The sequence below is a fragment of the Mesorhizobium sp. Mes31 genome, from assembly GCF_024519675.1.
Classification (GTDB): Bacteria; Pseudomonadota; Alphaproteobacteria; order Rhizobiales; family Rhizobiaceae; genus Mesorhizobium.
On sequence record NZ_JALJRL010000010.1, the window covers coordinates 169,884 to 186,330 of the forward strand.

General features: G+C 63.5%; 18 protein-coding genes. 8 read left to right on the forward strand and 10 right to left on the reverse strand.

Annotation, left to right across the window (positions count from 1 at the left end):
• Nucleotides 1-61: 61 nt before the first annotated feature.
• Nucleotides 62-1,279, reverse strand: coding sequence for an MFS transporter (locus tag NR193_RS18640; protein WP_256752244.1), 1,218 nt, complete (start codon nt 1,277-1,279; stop codon nt 62-64).
• 98 nt (nt 1,280-1,377) lie between these two features.
• Here NR193_RS18640 and NR193_RS18645 point away from each other — a divergent pair, with 98 nt between their 5' ends.
• Nucleotides 1,378-2,286 carry a LysR family transcriptional regulator gene (locus NR193_RS18645; RefSeq protein ID WP_256752245.1) on the forward strand — a complete coding sequence of 303 codons (909 nt, stop codon included), beginning with the start codon at nt 1,378-1,380 and terminating at the stop codon, nt 2,284-2,286.
• 152 nt (nt 2,287-2,438) lie between these two features.
• Nucleotides 2,439-3,167 carry a gamma-glutamylcyclotransferase gene (locus NR193_RS18650; protein WP_256752246.1) on the forward strand — a complete coding sequence of 243 codons (729 nt, stop codon included), beginning with the start codon at nt 2,439-2,441 and terminating at the stop codon, nt 3,165-3,167.
• Between the two features lie 4 nt (nt 3,168-3,171).
• On the opposite strand, the gene NR193_RS18655 is transcribed toward NR193_RS18650, so the two are convergent.
• The 7 genes from NR193_RS18655 to NR193_RS18685 all read right to left on the reverse strand — a co-directional run bounded on the left by NR193_RS18655 (nt 3,172) and on the right by NR193_RS18685 (nt 11,319).
• A complete protein-coding gene (locus NR193_RS18655; protein ID WP_256752247.1) occupies nt 3,172-5,151 on the reverse strand; it encodes a glycoside hydrolase family 127 protein in 1,980 nt (659 codons plus the stop codon).
• A gap of 22 nt (nt 5,152-5,173) precedes the next feature.
• Nucleotides 5,174-6,031 (reverse strand): carbohydrate ABC transporter permease, encoded by an 858-nt coding sequence (locus tag NR193_RS18660; RefSeq protein WP_256752248.1) that lies wholly within the window; start codon nt 6,029-6,031, stop codon nt 5,174-5,176.
• Nucleotides 6,031-6,960 carry a carbohydrate ABC transporter permease gene (locus tag NR193_RS18665; protein WP_256752249.1) on the reverse strand — a complete coding sequence of 310 codons (930 nt, stop codon included), beginning with the start codon at nt 6,958-6,960 and terminating at the stop codon, nt 6,031-6,033. The genes NR193_RS18660 and NR193_RS18665 overlap by 1 nt, the downstream gene beginning before the upstream one ends.
• A gap of 195 nt (nt 6,961-7,155) precedes the next feature.
• A complete protein-coding gene (locus tag NR193_RS18670) occupies nt 7,156-8,403 on the reverse strand; it encodes a sugar ABC transporter substrate-binding protein (RefSeq protein ID WP_256752250.1) in 1,248 nt (415 codons plus the stop codon).
• 62 nt (nt 8,404-8,465) lie between these two features.
• The gene (locus tag NR193_RS18675) at nt 8,466-9,509 is read right to left on the reverse strand and encodes a LacI family DNA-binding transcriptional regulator (protein WP_256752251.1); all 1,044 of its coding nucleotides are present in this window, start codon (nt 9,507-9,509) and stop codon (nt 8,466-8,468) included.
• 232 nt (nt 9,510-9,741) lie between these two features.
• Nucleotides 9,742-10,209, reverse strand: a complete 468-nt coding sequence (locus tag NR193_RS18680) for a HEPN domain-containing protein (protein WP_256752252.1) — start codon at nt 10,207-10,209, stop codon at nt 9,742-9,744.
• Entirely contained in the window at nt 10,210-11,319 is a 1,110-nt protein-coding gene (locus NR193_RS18685; protein WP_256752253.1) for a DUF262 domain-containing protein, read from the reverse strand.
• A 271-nt stretch (nt 11,320-11,590) separates the two neighbouring features.
• Between NR193_RS18685 and NR193_RS18690 the strand changes: the two genes are divergently transcribed.
• The 4 genes from NR193_RS18690 (at nt 11,591) to NR193_RS18705 (ending at nt 13,526) form a co-directional block, all read left to right on the forward strand.
• Complete coding sequence (locus tag NR193_RS18690; protein ID WP_256752254.1) at nt 11,591-12,667, forward strand: diguanylate cyclase domain-containing protein; 1,077 nt, start codon at nt 11,591-11,593, stop codon at nt 12,665-12,667.
• 163 nt (nt 12,668-12,830) lie between these two features.
• Complete coding sequence (locus NR193_RS18695) at nt 12,831-13,037, forward strand: hypothetical protein (protein ID WP_256752255.1); 207 nt, start codon at nt 12,831-12,833, stop codon at nt 13,035-13,037.
• Between the two features lie 11 nt (nt 13,038-13,048).
• Nucleotides 13,049-13,240, forward strand: a complete 192-nt coding sequence (locus NR193_RS18700; RefSeq protein ID WP_256752256.1) for a hypothetical protein — start codon at nt 13,049-13,051, stop codon at nt 13,238-13,240.
• A gap of 64 nt (nt 13,241-13,304) precedes the next feature.
• Nucleotides 13,305-13,526 carry a DUF6500 family protein gene (locus tag NR193_RS18705; protein WP_256752257.1) on the forward strand — a complete coding sequence of 74 codons (222 nt, stop codon included), beginning with the start codon at nt 13,305-13,307 and terminating at the stop codon, nt 13,524-13,526.
• Between the two features lie 69 nt (nt 13,527-13,595).
• On the opposite strand, the gene NR193_RS18710 is transcribed toward NR193_RS18705, so the two are convergent.
• On the reverse strand, nt 13,596-13,862 hold the full coding sequence (locus NR193_RS18710; protein ID WP_256752258.1) for a DUF1488 domain-containing protein: 267 nt from the start codon (nt 13,860-13,862) through the stop codon (nt 13,596-13,598).
• Nucleotides 13,859-14,113 carry a hypothetical protein gene (locus NR193_RS18715; RefSeq protein WP_091584986.1) on the reverse strand — a complete coding sequence of 85 codons (255 nt, stop codon included), beginning with the start codon at nt 14,111-14,113 and terminating at the stop codon, nt 13,859-13,861. The genes NR193_RS18710 and NR193_RS18715 overlap by 4 nt, the downstream gene beginning before the upstream one ends.
• A 247-nt stretch (nt 14,114-14,360) precedes the next feature.
• Here NR193_RS18715 and NR193_RS18720 point away from each other — a divergent pair, with 247 nt between their 5' ends.
• Complete coding sequence (locus NR193_RS18720) at nt 14,361-14,675, forward strand: co-chaperone GroES (RefSeq protein ID WP_091584984.1); 315 nt, start codon at nt 14,361-14,363, stop codon at nt 14,673-14,675.
• A gap of 31 nt (nt 14,676-14,706) precedes the next feature.
• Nucleotides 14,707-16,341, forward strand: coding sequence for a chaperonin GroEL (gene groL, locus NR193_RS18725; protein WP_256752259.1), 1,635 nt, complete (start codon nt 14,707-14,709; stop codon nt 16,339-16,341).
• The last annotated feature ends 106 nt before the right edge of the window (nt 16,342-16,447 follow it).

Sequence of the window (16,447 nt, forward strand, 5' to 3'; positions counted from 1 at the left end):
CGGCCAAGACTAAAACAGTTTGCCGGCAACATTGTTCCCTGCCGCAGGTCGCGGCGTCTGTTCACTCCGGCCCGCCGATCCAGTCGACCAGAAGTGCGATGAGGCCAAAGGCGGCACCGATGGCACAGACAGCGGGCCAGCCGCCCGCTATCCATGCGATGCCCGCCAGCATCGAGCCGATGGCGCCGCCGATGAAGAAGATGCCGACAAACAGGCCATTGAGGCGGCCGCGCGCCTTCGGCTGCAGCAGGTTGATGGCGCGGCGGCCGAGCGTCTGGTCGCCGGTGACGCCGATGTCGAGCAGCACGGCGCTTACGCCCATCAGCGCCAGCGGCCACCACGAGGCCGAGAGATTGGTAGAGCCGGCCCAGCCGGCGAGGGCCATCGCGCCGATCAGAACGAGATGGCAGGCGATGGTAGCCGAGCGCGTCCAGCCGCGGTCGCCGGCGCGGCCGAACAGCGGCGTCACCACCGCGCCGCCGGCGCCGACCAGCGCGAACAGCGCAATGCCGCGCTGGCCGAGGTCGAAGGGCGGCTGCGCCAGGCGCAGCGCCACCGCCGTCCAGAACAGGCTGAAGGCCGCCATCACCAGCGCCGCCGTCAGCGCGCGGCGCCTCAGCACCGGCTCGTCGCGCAGCAGGTCGAACAGCGAGGCGATCAGCGCGCCATAGGACGATCTCGCCGCCGGCCGCCGTCGCGGCAAGGCCAAGGCAAGCACGCAGGCGAGCAGGACGAGGGCGGCGGCGCTGAGGCCGTAAAAGGCGCGCCAGCCCCAGGCATCGGCGATGAGGCTGGCCAGCGGGCGCGCCAGCAGGATGCCGACCATCAGCCCGCTCATGACATCGCCGATGACGCGGCCATCCTGTCCGGGCGGCGCCATCGAGGCGGCGATCGGCACCAGGATCTGGATCGCCGAGCAGGCCGCTCCAAGGATGAACAGGACAATCAGCAGCGCGGCGGCGGTGGGCGCCAGTGCGGCGCTGCCGGCCGCAAGGGCCGCCGCGATCAGCATGCGCAGGATCAGGACGCGGTTCTCGGCAAGATCGGCAAGCGGCACCAGGAAGAACAGGCCGGCGGCATAGCCAAGCAAGGTCGCCATGGCGACGAGGCCGACGCTCGCCGCATTCGCCCCCAGCGATGGCCCGATCAGGCCAACCAGCGTCTGCGGCGCGAACAGGTTGGTGACGATGATGCCGACGGCGGTGGCAAACAGCAGCGTCTGCGGGCCGGTGATGGTCACGGCCGGCGCGGCCAGTTGGCCGTCATTGGTGTCGAGCATGTGGTCCTCAATGAAACTGCATATCGTGCGAGGACTTTATGCCGAGGTGTTATCATGCTACAATTCAATCAATTCGATAATGATTATGCGAGATACGCATGAATATTCATGACCTCGAAGCCTTCATCGCCGTTGTGGAAACCGGCTCCATCGTCGGCGCCTCGGCCAGGCTCAACCTCACCCAGCCGGGCGTGACGCGCCGCATCCAGAACCTCGAGGATGGGCTGGCGACGGCGCTGCTCGACCGCCAGTCGAAGCCGCTGAAGCCGACCGCCACGGGGCGCGAGGCCTATGAGCATGGCCGCCGCGTGCTGCGCTCGCTCGAGGATTTGAAGGCCGGCGTGTCGCCACAAGGCGAGGTCAAGGGCGAGTTCCGGCTGGGTATCATGCCCTATCTCTCGGATGCCGCGCTGGCGCTGCCGCTCGACACTTTGCGCGCCGCGTTTCCGCAATTGACGCTGCGCATCTCTTCCGGCTGGTCGCCAAGGCTGGTCGAGCAGGTGGCGCGCAGCGAACTCGACGCCGTGGCGGTGTGCCTCGCCGAGGGCGTCACTCCGCCGGACGAACTGGTGCGCGACGATCTCGGTCTGCAGTCGGTGCTGCTGGTCGGGTCCCCCGGCCTTGGCGTGCCCAAGCCGGCCGACCTTGCCTCGCTGTCGCGCTTCCCCTGGGTGATGAACGAGAATGGCTGCGGCTTTCGCGCCTTCATCCGTCAGAGTTTCGAGGCCGCGCGGCTGCCGTTCCAGGTCGGGGTGGAGGCGCTCAGCGTCGATCTCAGAATGTCGCTGGTGGCGCGCGGCCACGGCATCGGCATCGTCACGCCGGGCGCCTTCGCCGACAGCCGGTGGCGCGATGCCGTCGAAGTCATCGACTGCCCGGACTTCAAGCCGCAGGTGCGCGCCTGGCTGCTGCACCGCCCGCCCGCCGGCCGGCTCAGCCGCCCGATCGCGTTGTTCCGCGACGCGCTGATCGAAGGGCTTCAGGTGCCGATGCCGCTGGTGTCTTGAGTTGGCGACCAGCCGGCCGTCGCGAGCATTTGTTGAATCCGGCCAAGCTGTTGGGCTTGGTTGCTCAGATTCTGATTCCATGTCTGGACGACCCTGACACTTGAGATCTGAACTGCTTTCAGCAAGATGACGGTAAGGCTGAGGACGCGAGAATGAACAAAGCCATGTCCGGCAAGCCGGCCCGAAAACCCACCACTCGCAAGACGCCGATGGCGCTGACCGAGGACTTGGTCGCGCGCACGCTGCGCGCGGTCGAGGATGCCGGGCCGGTGCCGGGCATGGTCACCATGACCGACGCGGATTATGCGCGTTTCCGCGACGAGGTGCTGGCAACGGCTCCGGCCGGGCCGCTGAAACTGTTCGCCTATGGCTCGCTGCTGTGGAAGCCGGCCGGCGAGGTTAGGGGCGGCGAGCGGGCGGTGGCGACCGGCTGGCATCGGTCGTTCTGCTTCACCGTGCAGCGCTTCAGGGGCACCATCGAACAGCCGGGCCTGATGATGGCGCTCGACCGTGGCGGCCAATGCCACGGCATGGTGTTCGAGATCGCCGAGCCGGTGGCGGCCAATCTCGAAGCGCTGCTGCGCCGCGAGATGACCGTCCTGCCCGCCGTCAACGTACCGCGCTGGCTGCAAGTCAAGACAGGCGACAGTGCTTCGCGGGCGCTCGGCTTCGTCGTCGATCCCGGCAATCCACGCTATGCCGGCAAGCTCGACAAGCGGGCGATCGCGGCGACGCTGGCCAGGGCGGCCGGCCATTGGGGTTCGGGCGCGGAATATCTGTTCGAGACGATCCGCCACCTCGACGCCTGCGGCATCCGCGACCGCAATCTGTGGCACTTGCAGCAACTGGTGGCCGAGGAGATCGAACGGGCGCGCCCCTGACGCCTCACCCGTCCCGCAGCCACACCAGCATTTCGCCGGGCTCGCGATTGTCCCAGGCGAAGTAGGGAATGGCGGTCAGGCGCGTCTCAGCGGTGGCCGGTGGCTCGGATCTGTAGAGCCCGCCCTGCCAGCCATCGCCGGCGTCAGCTTGCGCGGTGGCTGAAAGCGTCACCACGCCGCCGAGAAGCTCCGGCCGGTCCCGCGCTTCGACGCTTGCCGTCCTCGGCAGCGTCAGGCGATGCAGCTGGCTGTCATTGTCGGTCGCCTCGACGCAGTAGATCAGCGGACCGCGCGACAGCGCCACGCGGCCGGCATCCTGGCGCACTCGCGGGTTGGCGTAGAGCCGTTCGATCGGCATTTCGAGATCGAGCCGGACGCGGTCGCCCTTTTTCCATGTGCGCCGGATCGCGGCGTAGCCGTCGCCGGTGACCTCCGCCAGCTTGACCGCCTCGCCATTGACCTCGAGCGCGGCGTTGCTGCTCCACGCCGGGATGCGCAAGTGAAGCGTGAACTCGACCGGCGCCTGCGGCTCGAGCGTGATCTCGACGGCGCCGTCCCAGGGATAGCGGCTTGCCTGCGTCAGGCTCACCGGCGTGCCCGATATGTCGAAGCGGGCGGTCGAGTCGCCATAGAGATGAACTGCCAGCGCATCGTCCGCCAGGCTGTAGAAATAGCTGCCGATCGAGGCGACCATGCGCCCGACATTGGGCGGGCAGCAGGGGCAGCGGTGCCATTTCCATCTGTTATGCCGGCCCCGGCTTTCCAGCGGGTTTTCATAGAAGAACAGCGAGCCATCCAGCGACAGGCCCGAGATCGAACCGTTGTAGAGCGCACGTTCCATCATGTCGGCGTAGCGCGCATTCGGCCCCATGCCGAGCATGCGGCTTGCCCAGAACACCAGCCCGACCGCCGCACATGTCTCGGCATAGGCGGTCTCGTTGGGCAGGTCGTAGTCGCTGGTGAAGCCCTCATTGTGCGCCGACGGCCCGAGCCCGCCGGTGATGTAGAGGTTCTTGGCAGTGAGATCGTCCCACAGCCGGTCGAGCGCCACGCGCAGGCTGTCGTCGCCATATTCGGTGGCGATGTCGGCCATGCCTGAATAGAGGTACATGGCCCGCACGGCGTGGCCGACGACCTTGTCCTGCTCGCGCACCGGGATGTGTGACTGGCTGTATTCATAGGTCTTGAAATGATATGCCTTCGGGTCGGCGCCGCGGGCGCGCGCCTCCTCGTCGAAATAATGCGGCTGCTGGCCGCGCTGGTCGATGAAGTATTTCGCCAGCTCCATGTATTTCTGCTCGCCGGTCACCCGCGCCAGCTTGACCAGCGCCAGCTCGATCTCCTCATGGCCGCAATAGCCCTTCTTCTTGCCGGGCTCCGGCCCCAGCACCGAAGCGATGTGGTCGGCATAGCGGCACATGATGTCGAGCAGCTTGCGTTTTCCGGTCGCCTGGTAGTAGGCGACCGCGCCCTCGATCAGGTGGCCGGCGCAATAGAGCTCGTGGCAGTCGCGCAGATTGGTCCAGCGCTTGCCCGGCTGGATGCGCTGGTACCAGCTCGAGAGATAGCCGTCCTCCTGCTGCAGCCTGCCGTACATGTCGATGACGGCGTCGATCTTGTTCTCCAGCTCGGGGTTCTTGCGCCGGTAGAGCGAATAGGCCGCGGTCTCGATCGTCTTGCCGAGATCGGAATCCCAGAACATCTGCGTGGTCACTGTCGAGCCGGTGAATTCCGCGCCCTGGCGGTCGGCTTCGTCGGGCGAGGGCGAGTGGAACGGGATGACGATGCCGGGCGAGGGCCGGTCCGGGTCGATCTGCTCCAGCATGCGGGCCTCGACGCAGCGGTCGTAGAGGATGTCGGCGGTGCGCGCGGCGACCGCGTCGGCGCGGTCGCCCCAGAAGCCGTGCACGTCGACCTGCGGCACGGGCAGCGGGCGGAAGGCGAGTTTCGGTTTTCCGGTTTTTGCGGATGGCGATGCGGTCATGAACTTACTCCATTCGGTCGAATTACTTGACGGCCCCGGCCATCAGGCCGCGGATGTAGAAGCGCTGCAAAGCGAGGAAAAGGATGAGGCACGGCACCATCATCACGGTGACGCCGGCCTGCACCGCGCCCCAGTCGATGGCGCCGAAGCGGCCCGACTGCAGCGCCGTCATCATCACCGGCAGCGTGAATTTGGACTGGTCGGTCATCAGCACGAGAGCGGCGAGGAACTCGTTCCAGGCGCCGAGAAAGGCAAACAGCGCGATGGTGACGACGCCTGGCCAGACCAGCGGCAGCATCACCTTGAGAAGCATGGTGACGTTGCTGGCGCCGTCCATGCGGGCGGCCTCCTCGATCTCGCGCGGCACCGCGTCGAAGGCGTTGCGCATCATGAAGATGGAGAACGGCAGTTGCAGCGTCACATAGACGCCGACCAGGCCGGTCAGCGTGTTGTGCAGGCCAAGCTTGGTCAGCACCAGGAAGATCGGCGTCAGGATCGACTGGAACGGGATCATGATGGTCGACAGGATGAGGATGAAGAACAGGTCCTTGAACGGGAAGCGGAAGCGCGAAAAGCCGTAGCCGGCCAGCACGCTGACGATGACAGACAACACCACGGTCATCGCCGAGACGTAGATACTGTTCTGCGCCGAGACCCAGAGCCCGTCGCCGAACGTGTCGAGCGTTGCATAGTTCTCCAGCGAGAACCCTGACGTTGGCCAGGGCGGCAGCGGTGGCAGGCGCGCTTCGGCTGCCGGTTTGAAGGTCGACAGCACCGCCCACACGATCGGCGCCGCGAACAGCAGCGAGGCGATGATGCCGGTCGAGTGCTCCGCGATGCGAGCCGTGAGCCGGCGGTTGCGGGAGGCGGCCTGCGCCATCAGTCGAGGCCCTCCGGCTTGCGCAGCAGCCACAGCTGGACGAGGCTGAGCGCCACCAGGATGACCAGCAGCACCATGGAGAGTGCGGCGCCATAGCCGAGCTTGAACGACACGAAGGACTGGTTGAAGATCCAGTAGACTGCCGTCAGCGTCTGGTTGCGCGGACCGCCGCGCAGGATGATGTAGAACTGGTCGAAGGCGAGGATCGAGCCGGCGACCGACAGGATCAGCGCCAGCGCCAGCGTGCGGCGCATCAGCGGCAAGGTGATGGCCCTGAACCTGGCGAACGGCCCGGCGCCATCGATGATGGCCGCTTCCTGCAGATCCTGCGGGATCGACTGCAGGCCGGCCATCAGGATGATCATGGTGAAGCCGGCGACCTTCCAGACGACCATGGCGATGATCGACCAGAAGGCCGGCTGGAAGGTGGCCAGCAGGTTGAATTTCCTGTCGATCAGGCCAAGCTCGTAGGCGGCAGGGCTGAACAGGCCGGAATCGACGTTCAAGAGCCATGACCAGAGCAGGCTGGCCGAGGCAAAGCCGACCACCGCCGGCATGAAGAACATGGTCCGGTAGAGATTGGTCAGCGGGCGCGGCCGTTCGACGAACAGCGCCGCCGGAAAGGCGACCGCGAAGATCGCGATGGTGACGATCACGGTGTAGTAGGCGGTGAATTTGAGCGCGTTCCAGAACCTGGTGTCGCGCAGGATCGCCCAGTAATTGTCGAGGCCGATATAGGAGTGCTCGCCCATCAGCGGCCAATTGTGCAGTGACATCCACGCCGTCATGCCGAGCGGGATGAGGAAGAAGACGACGACCAGCGCGACAGCCGGCGCGACATAGAGCAGGCCGATCCACTGCCGGCGCCCGGCACCGACCAGTTTTCTGGCGCGAGGCGGGGCGGTGGTGGTTGTTGCGATGGTGGTCATGGCTGGCCTGTTCTTGCGTCGGATCAATTGGCCGCCCTGCCTCCCCTTTGTGGGGAGGTCGGACCGCAGGTCCGGGTGGGGGTACTGGCGCTGACCCCCACCCCGCTGCTTCGCAGCGACCCTCCCCACACGGGGGAGGGTAAGGCGCGCCGGCCACCCGCCCAGGGAGACAGGCGGGCGGCCGGCAGGCGTCCGCTATTTCTGCGGCGCCTGGTCGATGATCGACTGCATGGTCTCCTGTGCGTTGGCGATGGCGCCATCGACGTCGTCGCCGAAGAAGACCTCGTTGATCATCTGCGTCCACGGGCCGTTGGCGGAGTTGATCAAATCGTTGAACACCACCGAATAGGGCGTGCGGCCCTTGGCCATGGCCTCGGCGGCGATCTGGTAGCGCGGATCGAGGTCCTTCAGCGCGTCCTTGGCGATGTCGCCGCGCACCGGCAGGCTGCCATATTTGGCGAGGATGGTCTGGCCCTCGAGCGAATAGGCGAAATCGAGGAACTCCTTCACCACGGGCAGTTTCTTGGTGCCCTTGGTGACGACGAAATTGTCGCCGCCAGCAAAGGACGACCAGTTGCCGTCCTTGCCGGGCAGGAAGGTGACGCCGTAGTCGACATTGGGATACTGGGTGTTGAGCGCGCCGATGGCGAAGGCGCCGGACGGCGAGATGCCGATATTGCCGGCGGCGAAGGCGGCAAAGAAATTGGCGCCGGTATCGGTCTGGGCGCCCGCCGGCACCAGATCCTTCTTGACCATCGAGCGGTAGAGATCGATGGCCCCGCGCAACTGCGGACTGTCCAGCGTCGCCTTCGAGCCGTCCTCGGAGAGGATATCGCCACCCGATGCCCAGATCAGCGGCGTGAAGGTGAAGATGTTGCAGCCGCCGCAATTGCCGGAGAAGTAGAAGCCCTTGATGTTGCCGCCGAGCGCGTTGACCTTCTCGGCGTCGGCCGCGATCTCGGCCCAGTTGGTCGGACCTTTTTCGGGATCGAGGCCGGCCTGCTTGAACAGCTTCTTGTTCCAGATCAGCACCGAGGCGTCGGCGGAGAAGGGCAGGCCGTAAATGTGGTCCTTGTAGGTGCCGGTCTTCACATGCGCCGGCGACAGGCTGGCGAAATAGGGCAAGGACTTCGCCCAGTCGGTGATGTCCTCCAACTGGCCGGCGGCGGCGAAGGACGGCGTGTAGATCAGGTCGAGCGAGAGCGCGTCGGGCGCGGTGCCGCCGGCCGCGGCCGCGCCATATTTCGGGATGATCTCGGCGTTGGGGATGATGTCGAGCTTGATCTGGTTGGTGTGACCCTTGTTGTAGGCGTCGACGATCCTCGGCATGAAGTTCGAGCCGTCGGCGCGCACCCAGATGTTGGCGGTTTCGGCGGCGGCAGTTCCGAGACCGCTACCCAGAACGGCAGCGGCCAGGGCCAGTTTGGCAATCAGGTTCCTCATGTTCTCCTCCTCCACGGTTGGCCGCTGTCCGCGGCTTGGCGCCGATCACGCGGCGCTTCGTTTCAGCCATCCGGCGGATGGCCGCAGGACTGACGCACCACCAGCCGGCACGGCAGTTTTCGAATGCCCGGCGCGGCGGGCTGGCCGCCGACCAGCGACAGCAGGGTCAGCCCGGCCTCGCGTCCGAGTGCGACCAGGTTCATGTCGACAGACGTCAGCGGCGGGCGCGTCGCCTCGGCGACGATCTCCCAATTGTCGAAGCCGATGACGGCGACATCGCCGGGGACGCCGAGGCCGCGCTCGCGCAAGGCATCGATGACGCCGCGCGCGATCTGGTCGTTGCCGCAAAAGACGGCGTCCGGCCTTTCGCGTCTGCCGTCGAACAGGTGCGCCACCGCCTCGTGGCCCCAGGCTTCCGACCACGAGCCGAGCAGCGGCCCGGTGACCGGCAAGCCGTTTTCGGCGAGCACGTCGCGATAGGCCTGGGCGCGGGCGTGCACCACGGCGAAACTTGCCGGCCCGGTGACATGGGCGATGCGCTTGCGGCCGAGCCGGCACAGATGCTCGACGGCCAGCCGCGCGCCGCCGGCGTCGTCCGAGACGAAGGCGATGGCGTCGGGATCGGGCTGGGTGAAGGCATAGATCACCGGGACACGCAGATTGCCGAGGTCGACCGGCAGATGGCGGTCGATGCGCTTGCCGGTGGCGATGATGCCGTCGACGCGCTTGTCGAGCATGGCGTCGACATGCAACTGGCCCAGCCGCGGATCCTCCTCGACATTGCACAGGAACACCGAGACGCCATTGTCGACCAGCGCGTCCGAAATGCCCGACATCAGCGGCAGCGAGAAGCGGCCATAGGTATCGTTGGTGAGCAGGCCGACGGTGAAGCTGCGCCGCCTGAGCAGGCTTTGCGCCAGGCTGTTGGGCCGGAAACCGAGACGCCGGGCCGTCTCGCGGATGCGCTCGCGCGTCTCGGCGGTCATCCGCCCCTGATCGTTGAGCGCCTTCGAGGCGGTGGCGACGCTGACGCCGGCCTCGGCCGCCACGTCACGCAAGGTGACGGGCTTGGAAAAGACCGGAACAGGCTGATCGTCCGATGCCATCGCGCCGAGAATCCCGAGTTGGGAAAAGGTTTTCTCTTACAGGCCTCAATGGGGCCCGGCCAATGGCCAAGCCCGATCAGAGATGTTTGGAAAAACCTTTTCTCAAGCCAAGGCTAGGCCAGATCGGTTGGTCGTTCAAGAGGCAATTCGCGGTGGGCGGGACATCTCATCGGCTTTGCGCGCCGACCGTAATACTTCTAACCGTCCAAGATGGATCCAAAGAAAATGTCGCCTATGCGCGCACTAAGTATTCCAACTCCGCAATCAGCGAAAATGAATTATCAAAGTACTGTTTCAGAATCTTTGGACCAAGAGACTGCGTCCCGCCATGAGCTATCGAGTTTCTAACAGCATAGCATGAGGAGACGCCGATTTTTATCTGGTCGTTCGCAGAGATAAAATCTCTGAATTTATGTCCCCAGTTACTATCAAATTTATACAGGAGCTCCGAAATCTCCTCACAGTCGTAATTTACTCCGCGCTTAAAAAAAGACTTGAGAAAAGAGTTGACCTGTGGCGCGGATCTGCCGCCCACGCGCTCTGTGATCAGAATTTCGACGGAGCGCTCGATGGCGCCACAGATCATCACGCAGCCAAGCTTGCAATAGTAGGCTGCGACCTCAGGGTCCAACCCCCTGGCTTGCGCCGCCATGACTAGTTTTTCCACTTCACGGAAGCGACTCTCGATTGCGATAGACACTTAGGTACCTGCGAAAGCCTCAACCGCCAATCGCTGGCGTGTCTTGACGGACTCTTCGGTAGCGGTTGCGCTGTTCGACGCACTCATAAAATCTGGGCTCTGCAGCAACTTGTCGTATTCTATCTCCATCTTCTTCAGATCCGGGGGGCTCTTTTCGGCGCGGATACGTTCAGCAACACCCACGACAACTGCCTCAAAAACTGCAGCATTCAGCGCTCGGATTGGTCGAAAAGCAGATTTACCTTTAGCTTTGTTAATGGCCTCCATCGAAACTTTGAAGAGCCTCTCCAGTTCTTCCAAAATGGCTGGTGTCACCTTGCCTTCCTCGTCAGAGGCAAAATCATTTAAGAAGTCACGCATTGGTGCCGAATAGTTGACGCGATTGTGGATCATCGCCAAGGCTCGCAGAACCAATTCCTGGTCCTTGAGGCGATTGTTCCTTTTTTGGCCGAAGATTGCGCGCCAGTTGGCGTCATCATTAAGCGTGCGTACCGCTTCGAGTACTGCGCTTTCGCTGATGCAATTGCGGATTTCCTGTGGTGACAGGCGGATACCGCCCGAATTGATCCGCTCAAAAACGAAATACAGGCTCTTCAGGGAGTTCTTAGGCTCGTCCTGTTGGAATACGGTCGCATGCACAATGGAATCATCGAGCTTCAGTTGCTCGTTAGGGGCGAGTTCTTGATAAGTTTTACCCTCCCATTCCTTTCTAACGCCAATCAATCGAAATGATTTTTCTAAAAATATCCCACTATAAAAATATTGAAGGGTACGCAGGCGCTGTTGCCCATCAACAACAAGGTGCCTCCCGGTATCTGATTCCTTATAGAGAAAAATTCCCGGCACTGGCAGCCCCATTAAAAGCGACTCAATGAAACGAGAAGCATGCCGCTGCGACCAGACAAAATTCCTCTGAAATTTTGGAATGAAGAATGCTTCACCTTTCATTCTCTTAACTAATGTGTCTACTGGGTAGTCAGCGCCGTAACTGGTAATGCTAAAACTTACGCTAGTCGCCTCTTCCGCGCTTTCATCTTCAACGCCGGCTTCAAGGTCAAGCTGATACTCGTCCTCAATTTCTACATGCTGTTCTTCAGGGTCTTGATTCATACTAGGGGGGTTCTCTTTTGAGGCAGGAATAAAGTTTAGGTCGTCTTGTAATCCTGCGATAATCAAATGAAGCAGGATTGACGCCAATAGTCGAGTGTCTACTTCGCGGACGCCATACTCTGCGCTTGTTCCGATGCGCTAATCGGTCTGATCGACGGCATTCTGGGCCGCCCGTTTTCCCGGCAATTCCAGCGAAGCCGGGCCCCTGTCAGCGAAGTGTTAATCGCTTGCGCGCCATGGTGGTCGCCCGCCAGGACAGCAGAGCTCCGCCATGCCCGATACGCCCTACACCCCGAAAGGCCCGGCGCGGGCCGATGCTCGGCGCGCCGGCAGGGGGGAGGGGCACGATAGCCGCTCCGCGGAGCGCCGTCGCGATGCCGCCACCATCGCCCGGCTCAAGGCGGAACTCGCGGCACAGGCGGCGCTGATCGCCAGCCAGGGTGTTTCGCTGGCGCATAGCCGCAAGATCTTCGACCGCGCCTCGGTGGCCGCGCGCCTCGGCGTGTGGGAGTGCAGTCTGCCCGACGTGCAACTGCAGTGGACCGACGTGGTCTACGACCTGTTCGACCTGCCGCGCGGCTCAGCGCTCGATCGCGCGGAGATCGTCAAGTGTTATCCCGCGGAGTCGCGCAAGGCGCTGGAGACGATGCGCAGCCGGGCGATCGAGGAGCGCAGCGGCTTCACCCTCGACGCCGAGATCACCACATTCGCCGGGCGCAGCCGCTGGATCCGCATCACCGCGACCGTCGAATGCGAGGAGGGCGTGCCCGTGCGCATCTTCGGCATGAAGCAGGACATCACCGAGGAGAAGAGCCAGTCGGACCGGATGCGCCATCTGGCCGAGTTCGATGCCATGACCGGACTTGCCAACCGCGGCCGGTTCCAGGCGCGGCTCGCCCATACGGATGAGGGCCGCCCGCTCGGCGCGCTGCTGTTGATCGACCTCGACGGCTTCAAGGCGGTCAACGACACGTTCGGCCATGTCGTCGGCGACGAGTGCCTGAAGACGGCGGCGCAGCGGCTTGCCGATGTCTGCGGCGAGGCGGATCTGGTGGCGCGGGTCGGCGGCGACGAGTTCGCGGTGCTGCTTGGAGCGCATCTCGACCGGGGCGCTGTCTCCGGCCTGGCGCGCCGCATCATCGAGGCGATGGGCAAGCCGGTCGCCGCGGGCGGCCAGTCGCTCAAGCTCGGCGCCTCGGTCGGCATCGCCTTCGCCATTAAAGGCGCGCCGTGCGACCTTTTCCTGCAGGCCGACACCGCGCTCTATGCCGCCAAGGCGGCGGGCCGCAATACCTTCCGCATTTTCAAAACCGAAGCCGGCGTGAAAGGCCGCAGCGCCGCGGCTTGAGGCTGGTCGGCGGGCCCTGTCCATCGGGCCCGGCGCATCGCTCACCAATGCGGGCCGTGGCGCTTATCTTCATTTGGCATGCGGGGTGTTCCACGAAAGGGTGCTATGGAAGGGGCGCGGATGCCCTTGCTCCGGCGTCTCCCCGATATCCGAGGTCATTTTCGTGCGTCAACCGTCGCTGCTGCCTGTCTTTGGAAAACTTGGTGCCAAGGCACCTGTCGCCTTCGTGGCGGCGCCGGTGCGGTCGGCGGGCGTCGTGCCGCGCCTGCGAAAGCTGCTGGCCGCGCATGGCGGCATGGTGTTGAAGCTGTCGGTCATCGCCTGGACAGTGCTGATCCTGGGCGCGGTGTTTTTCATGATGCAGGGCTGAGGAAAGCCAGCATGGCCAATCGCTACACACTGCGCATGGAGCTTCCCCAGAGCTGGACCATTGTCGATGTCTTCACCGGCCAGCCCGCCGTGGTCAGGCAAAAGGTGATGGTCGGCATGAACCCGCGCGAGGCCGAGGACATGGTCGTGCAGATGAATGTCCGCGACGTCAGGCGCCGGGAGAGGGCGGAGCGCAAGGATTGAGCGTTCCGGCTGCCGGCTCGGAGCGAGGGCCAAGATCCCGCCGCACCAAAACCAGAGGATTCCCGTGAGAGCGAGCCTGAAGCAAAAGATACTGGAGGTCTGCGACCGCAAGATTTCCGAGAAAGGGCCTGCCGTCGGCGTGTCGTTCTACGCGTTTTTCGCCAACAGGAACGACGACCCCGAACTGCTGATGGAAGCAGCCGAATGGTGGATCAGAACCCGCCGCCTCGACCATTTCGAAAAGGCGGAGAAGATACGCTCGATGGTCGAGAACATGGACTCCTGATCTTCGTTTCCATGCATGTCGCTGTCTCGAAACCGAGACCACTTTTGAGCGACATGCACTAAAGGCTGATCAGGCGAAGTCGGCGGCCGTCAGCACATACATGCTCTTGCGGGTACGGTCGTAGGCCTTGGCCGCCACGTCACGGATAGCGCTGCTCTCGGTGTCGAATGTGGCGAGGTAACCGGCCTCGTTGGCCGCGGTCGCCGGTTGCATCCTGGTCATGGCGTCGGCGGCGACGGAAAAGGAAATCTGGAACATGCCGTCGTGGCCGACGAAACGGATGCGCTTGCCGGCTTCGTCATAGCTGCGGCTGCGGTTGGGGAATGTCAGGCTCATGTCTTGACCTCCGTTGCGGCCACCTTCTTGACCGCGCGTTTCTTCTTCGGCGTCGGGTTCAGGGCTTCCGCGACGCGGTCTGCCTCTTCCTTGGCCAGCCGCAATTCCCTGAGCCTTGCGGTCTTGATCTCCCTGGCCCTGGCTTCGGATATGTACTCAGCGGTTGCCTTGTTGCGCTCCGCCGTTTTCTTCTGCTTGTCGACAAAGCGGGCTTCAGCTTTTTCCATGATCGTCTGATTGCCTTCGGCCATCGAAGAAATCTCCCTTGTGCCTGAAATCGTGAAAATGAACTTGTCCGATAAATAGGTGCTCGATCGGCAAAATTCAATCTTTTGAAATATTTGACCTCGTTCCGATATCACGAAACCACAGGCCGAAATAATACTTTTGAATATTTAATTCCGCCCGCGATTAATTTTTGGCACTCCTATCTATCGAGTGCCAAAGCGCCTATATGAGAGACGCGGCCGCCTATGCCGGCCCCAGAAAGAAGTTCTCATGAAGTTTCGGCCACTCCACGATCGCGTCGTCATCCGGCGCGCCGAAGGCGATATCAAATCCAAGGGCGGCATCATCATCCCCGACAATGCCAAGGAAAAGCCCCAGGAAGGCGAAGTCATCGCCGTTGGACCTGGCGCACGTGACGAAAATGGCGCGCTTGTTCCGCTCGACGTCAAGGCCGGCGACACCATCCTGTTCGGCAAATGGTCGGGCACCGAGGTCAAGATCGACGGCGAGGACCTTCTGATCATGAAGGAAGCCGACATCATGGGCGTCATCGAGAAGACAGTGGCCGCCAAGAAAGCTGCCTGACCTCACTCCCTCTGAACGAACTGGATAAAAAATGTCTGCCAAGGAAATCAAATTCTCCACCGATGCGCGCGACCGCATGCTGCGCGGCGTCGAGATCCTCACCAATGCGGTGAAGGTCACGCTCGGCCCCAAGGGCCGCAACGTCATCATCGACAAGGCCTATGGCGCGCCGCGCATCACCAAGGACGGCGTCACCGTCGCCAAGGAAATCGAGCTTGCCGACAAGTTCGAGAACATGGGCGCGCAGATGGTGCGCGAAGTGGCCTCGAAGACCAACGACCTCGCCGGTGACGGCACCACCACCGCCACGGTGCTGGCCGCCTCGATCCTGCGCGAAGGCGCCAAGCTGGTCGCCGCCGGCATGAACCCGATGGACCTCAAGCGCGGCATCGACCAGGCCGTCGCCGCCGTCGTCGGAGAAATCAAGGCCAAGGCCAAGAAGGTCAAGTCGTCGGCCGAGATCGCCCAGGTCGGCACCATCGCCGCCAATGGCGACGCCACCGTCGGCGAGATGATCGCCAAGGCGATGGACAAGGTCGGCAATGACGGCGTCATCACCGTCGAGGAAGCCAAGACCGCCGAAACCGAACTCGACGTCGTCGAGGGGATGCAGTTCGACCGCGGCTATCTCTCACCCTATTTCGTCACCAATGCCGACAAGATGCGCGTCGAGCTGGAAGAGCCTTACGTGCTCATCCACGAGAAGAAGCTCGGCAATCTGCAGGCGATGCTGCCGATCCTCGAGGCGGTCGTCCAGAACGGCAGGCCGCTGCTGATCATTTCGGAAGACGTCGAAGGCGAGGCTCTGGCCACGCTGGTCGTCAACAAGCTGCGCGGCGGCCTCAAGGTCGCGGCGGTCAAGGCGCCGGGCTTCGGCGATCGCCGCAAGGCGATGCTGGAAGACATCGCCGTGCTCACCGCCGGCCAGATGATTTCCGAGGATCTCGGCATCAAGCTCGAAAACGTCACCATCGAGATGCTCGGCCGCGCCAAGCGCGTGCTGATCGAGAAGGACACCACCACGATCATCGACGGCGCCGGCACCAAGGCGACCATCCAGGCGCGTGTCGCGCAGATCAAGGGCCAGATCGAGGAGACCACCTCCGACTACGACAAGGAAAAGCTGCAGGAGCGGCTGGCCAAGCTGTCCGGCGGTGTTGCCGTCATCCGTGTCGGCGGCGTCACCGAGTCGGAAGTCAAGGAAAAGAAGGACCGCATCGACGACGCGCTGAACGCCACGCGCGCGGCGGTTGAAGAAGGCATCGTGCCCGGCGGCGGCGTGGCTCTGCTGCGCGCCCGGTCGGCGCTTGCCGGCCTGACCGGCGCCAATGACGATGTCACTGCCGGCATCTCCATCGTGCTTCGCGCGCTGGAGGCCCCGATCCGCCAGATCGCCGAGAATTCCGGCGTCGAAGGTTCGATCGTCGTCGGCAAGCTCACCGACAGCAAGGACCACAATCAGGGCTTTGACGCCCAGAACGAGACCTATGTCGACATGATCAAGGCGGGCATCGTCGATCCGGCGAAAGTGGTGCGCACCGCACTGCAGGACGCCGGCTCGATCGCCGCGCTCCTGATCACCGCCGAAGCCATGATCACCGACATTCCGGCCAAGGACGCAGCGCCTGCGGGCGGTAATGGCGGCGGCGGTATGGGCGGTTACTAAGATTCAGCCGGCCCGGAATGTGGTTTCCTAGCCACCTTCCGGGCCTGACCTGAATCTTGCCAAGTTGGCTCTTCGCCGGAGCCAGGATGATTACCGCCGGGGGATT

Excerpts from the sequence above, each read along its gene's own strand:
- NR193_RS18640 (WP_256752244.1), bottom strand. The coding sequence starts at position 1,279 with ATGCTCGACACCAATGACGGCCAACTGGCCGCGCCGGCCGTGACCATC.
- NR193_RS18645 (WP_256752245.1), top strand. The coding sequence starts at position 1,378 with ATGAATATTCATGACCTCGAAGCCTTCATCGCCGTTGTGGAAACCGGC.
- NR193_RS18650 (WP_256752246.1), top strand. The coding sequence starts at position 2,439 with ATGAACAAAGCCATGTCCGGCAAGCCGGCCCGAAAACCCACCACTCGC.
- NR193_RS18655 (WP_256752247.1), bottom strand. The coding sequence starts at position 5,151 with ATGACCGCATCGCCATCCGCAAAAACCGGAAAACCGAAACTCGCCTTC.
- NR193_RS18660 (WP_256752248.1), bottom strand. The coding sequence starts at position 6,031 with ATGGCGCAGGCCGCCTCCCGCAACCGCCGGCTCACGGCTCGCATCGCG.
- NR193_RS18665 (WP_256752249.1), bottom strand. The coding sequence starts at position 6,960 with ATGACCACCATCGCAACAACCACCACCGCCCCGCCTCGCGCCAGAAAA.
- NR193_RS18670 (WP_256752250.1), bottom strand. The coding sequence starts at position 8,403 with ATGAGGAACCTGATTGCCAAACTGGCCCTGGCCGCTGCCGTTCTGGGT.
- NR193_RS18675 (WP_256752251.1), bottom strand. The coding sequence starts at position 9,509 with ATGGCATCGGACGATCAGCCTGTTCCGGTCTTTTCCAAGCCCGTCACC.
- NR193_RS18685 (WP_256752253.1), bottom strand. The coding sequence starts at position 11,319 with ATGAATCAAGACCCTGAAGAACAGCATGTAGAAATTGAGGACGAGTAT.
- NR193_RS18690 (WP_256752254.1), top strand. The coding sequence starts at position 11,591 with ATGCCCGATACGCCCTACACCCCGAAAGGCCCGGCGCGGGCCGATGCT.
- NR193_RS18700 (WP_256752256.1), top strand. The coding sequence starts at position 13,049 with ATGGCCAATCGCTACACACTGCGCATGGAGCTTCCCCAGAGCTGGACC.
- NR193_RS18710 (WP_256752258.1), bottom strand. The coding sequence starts at position 13,862 with ATGAGCCTGACATTCCCCAACCGCAGCCGCAGCTATGACGAAGCCGGC.
- NR193_RS18715 (WP_091584986.1), bottom strand. The coding sequence starts at position 14,113 with ATGGCCGAAGGCAATCAGACGATCATGGAAAAAGCTGAAGCCCGCTTT.
- NR193_RS18720 (WP_091584984.1), top strand. The coding sequence starts at position 14,361 with ATGAAGTTTCGGCCACTCCACGATCGCGTCGTCATCCGGCGCGCCGAA.
- groL (WP_256752259.1), top strand. The coding sequence starts at position 14,707 with ATGTCTGCCAAGGAAATCAAATTCTCCACCGATGCGCGCGACCGCATG.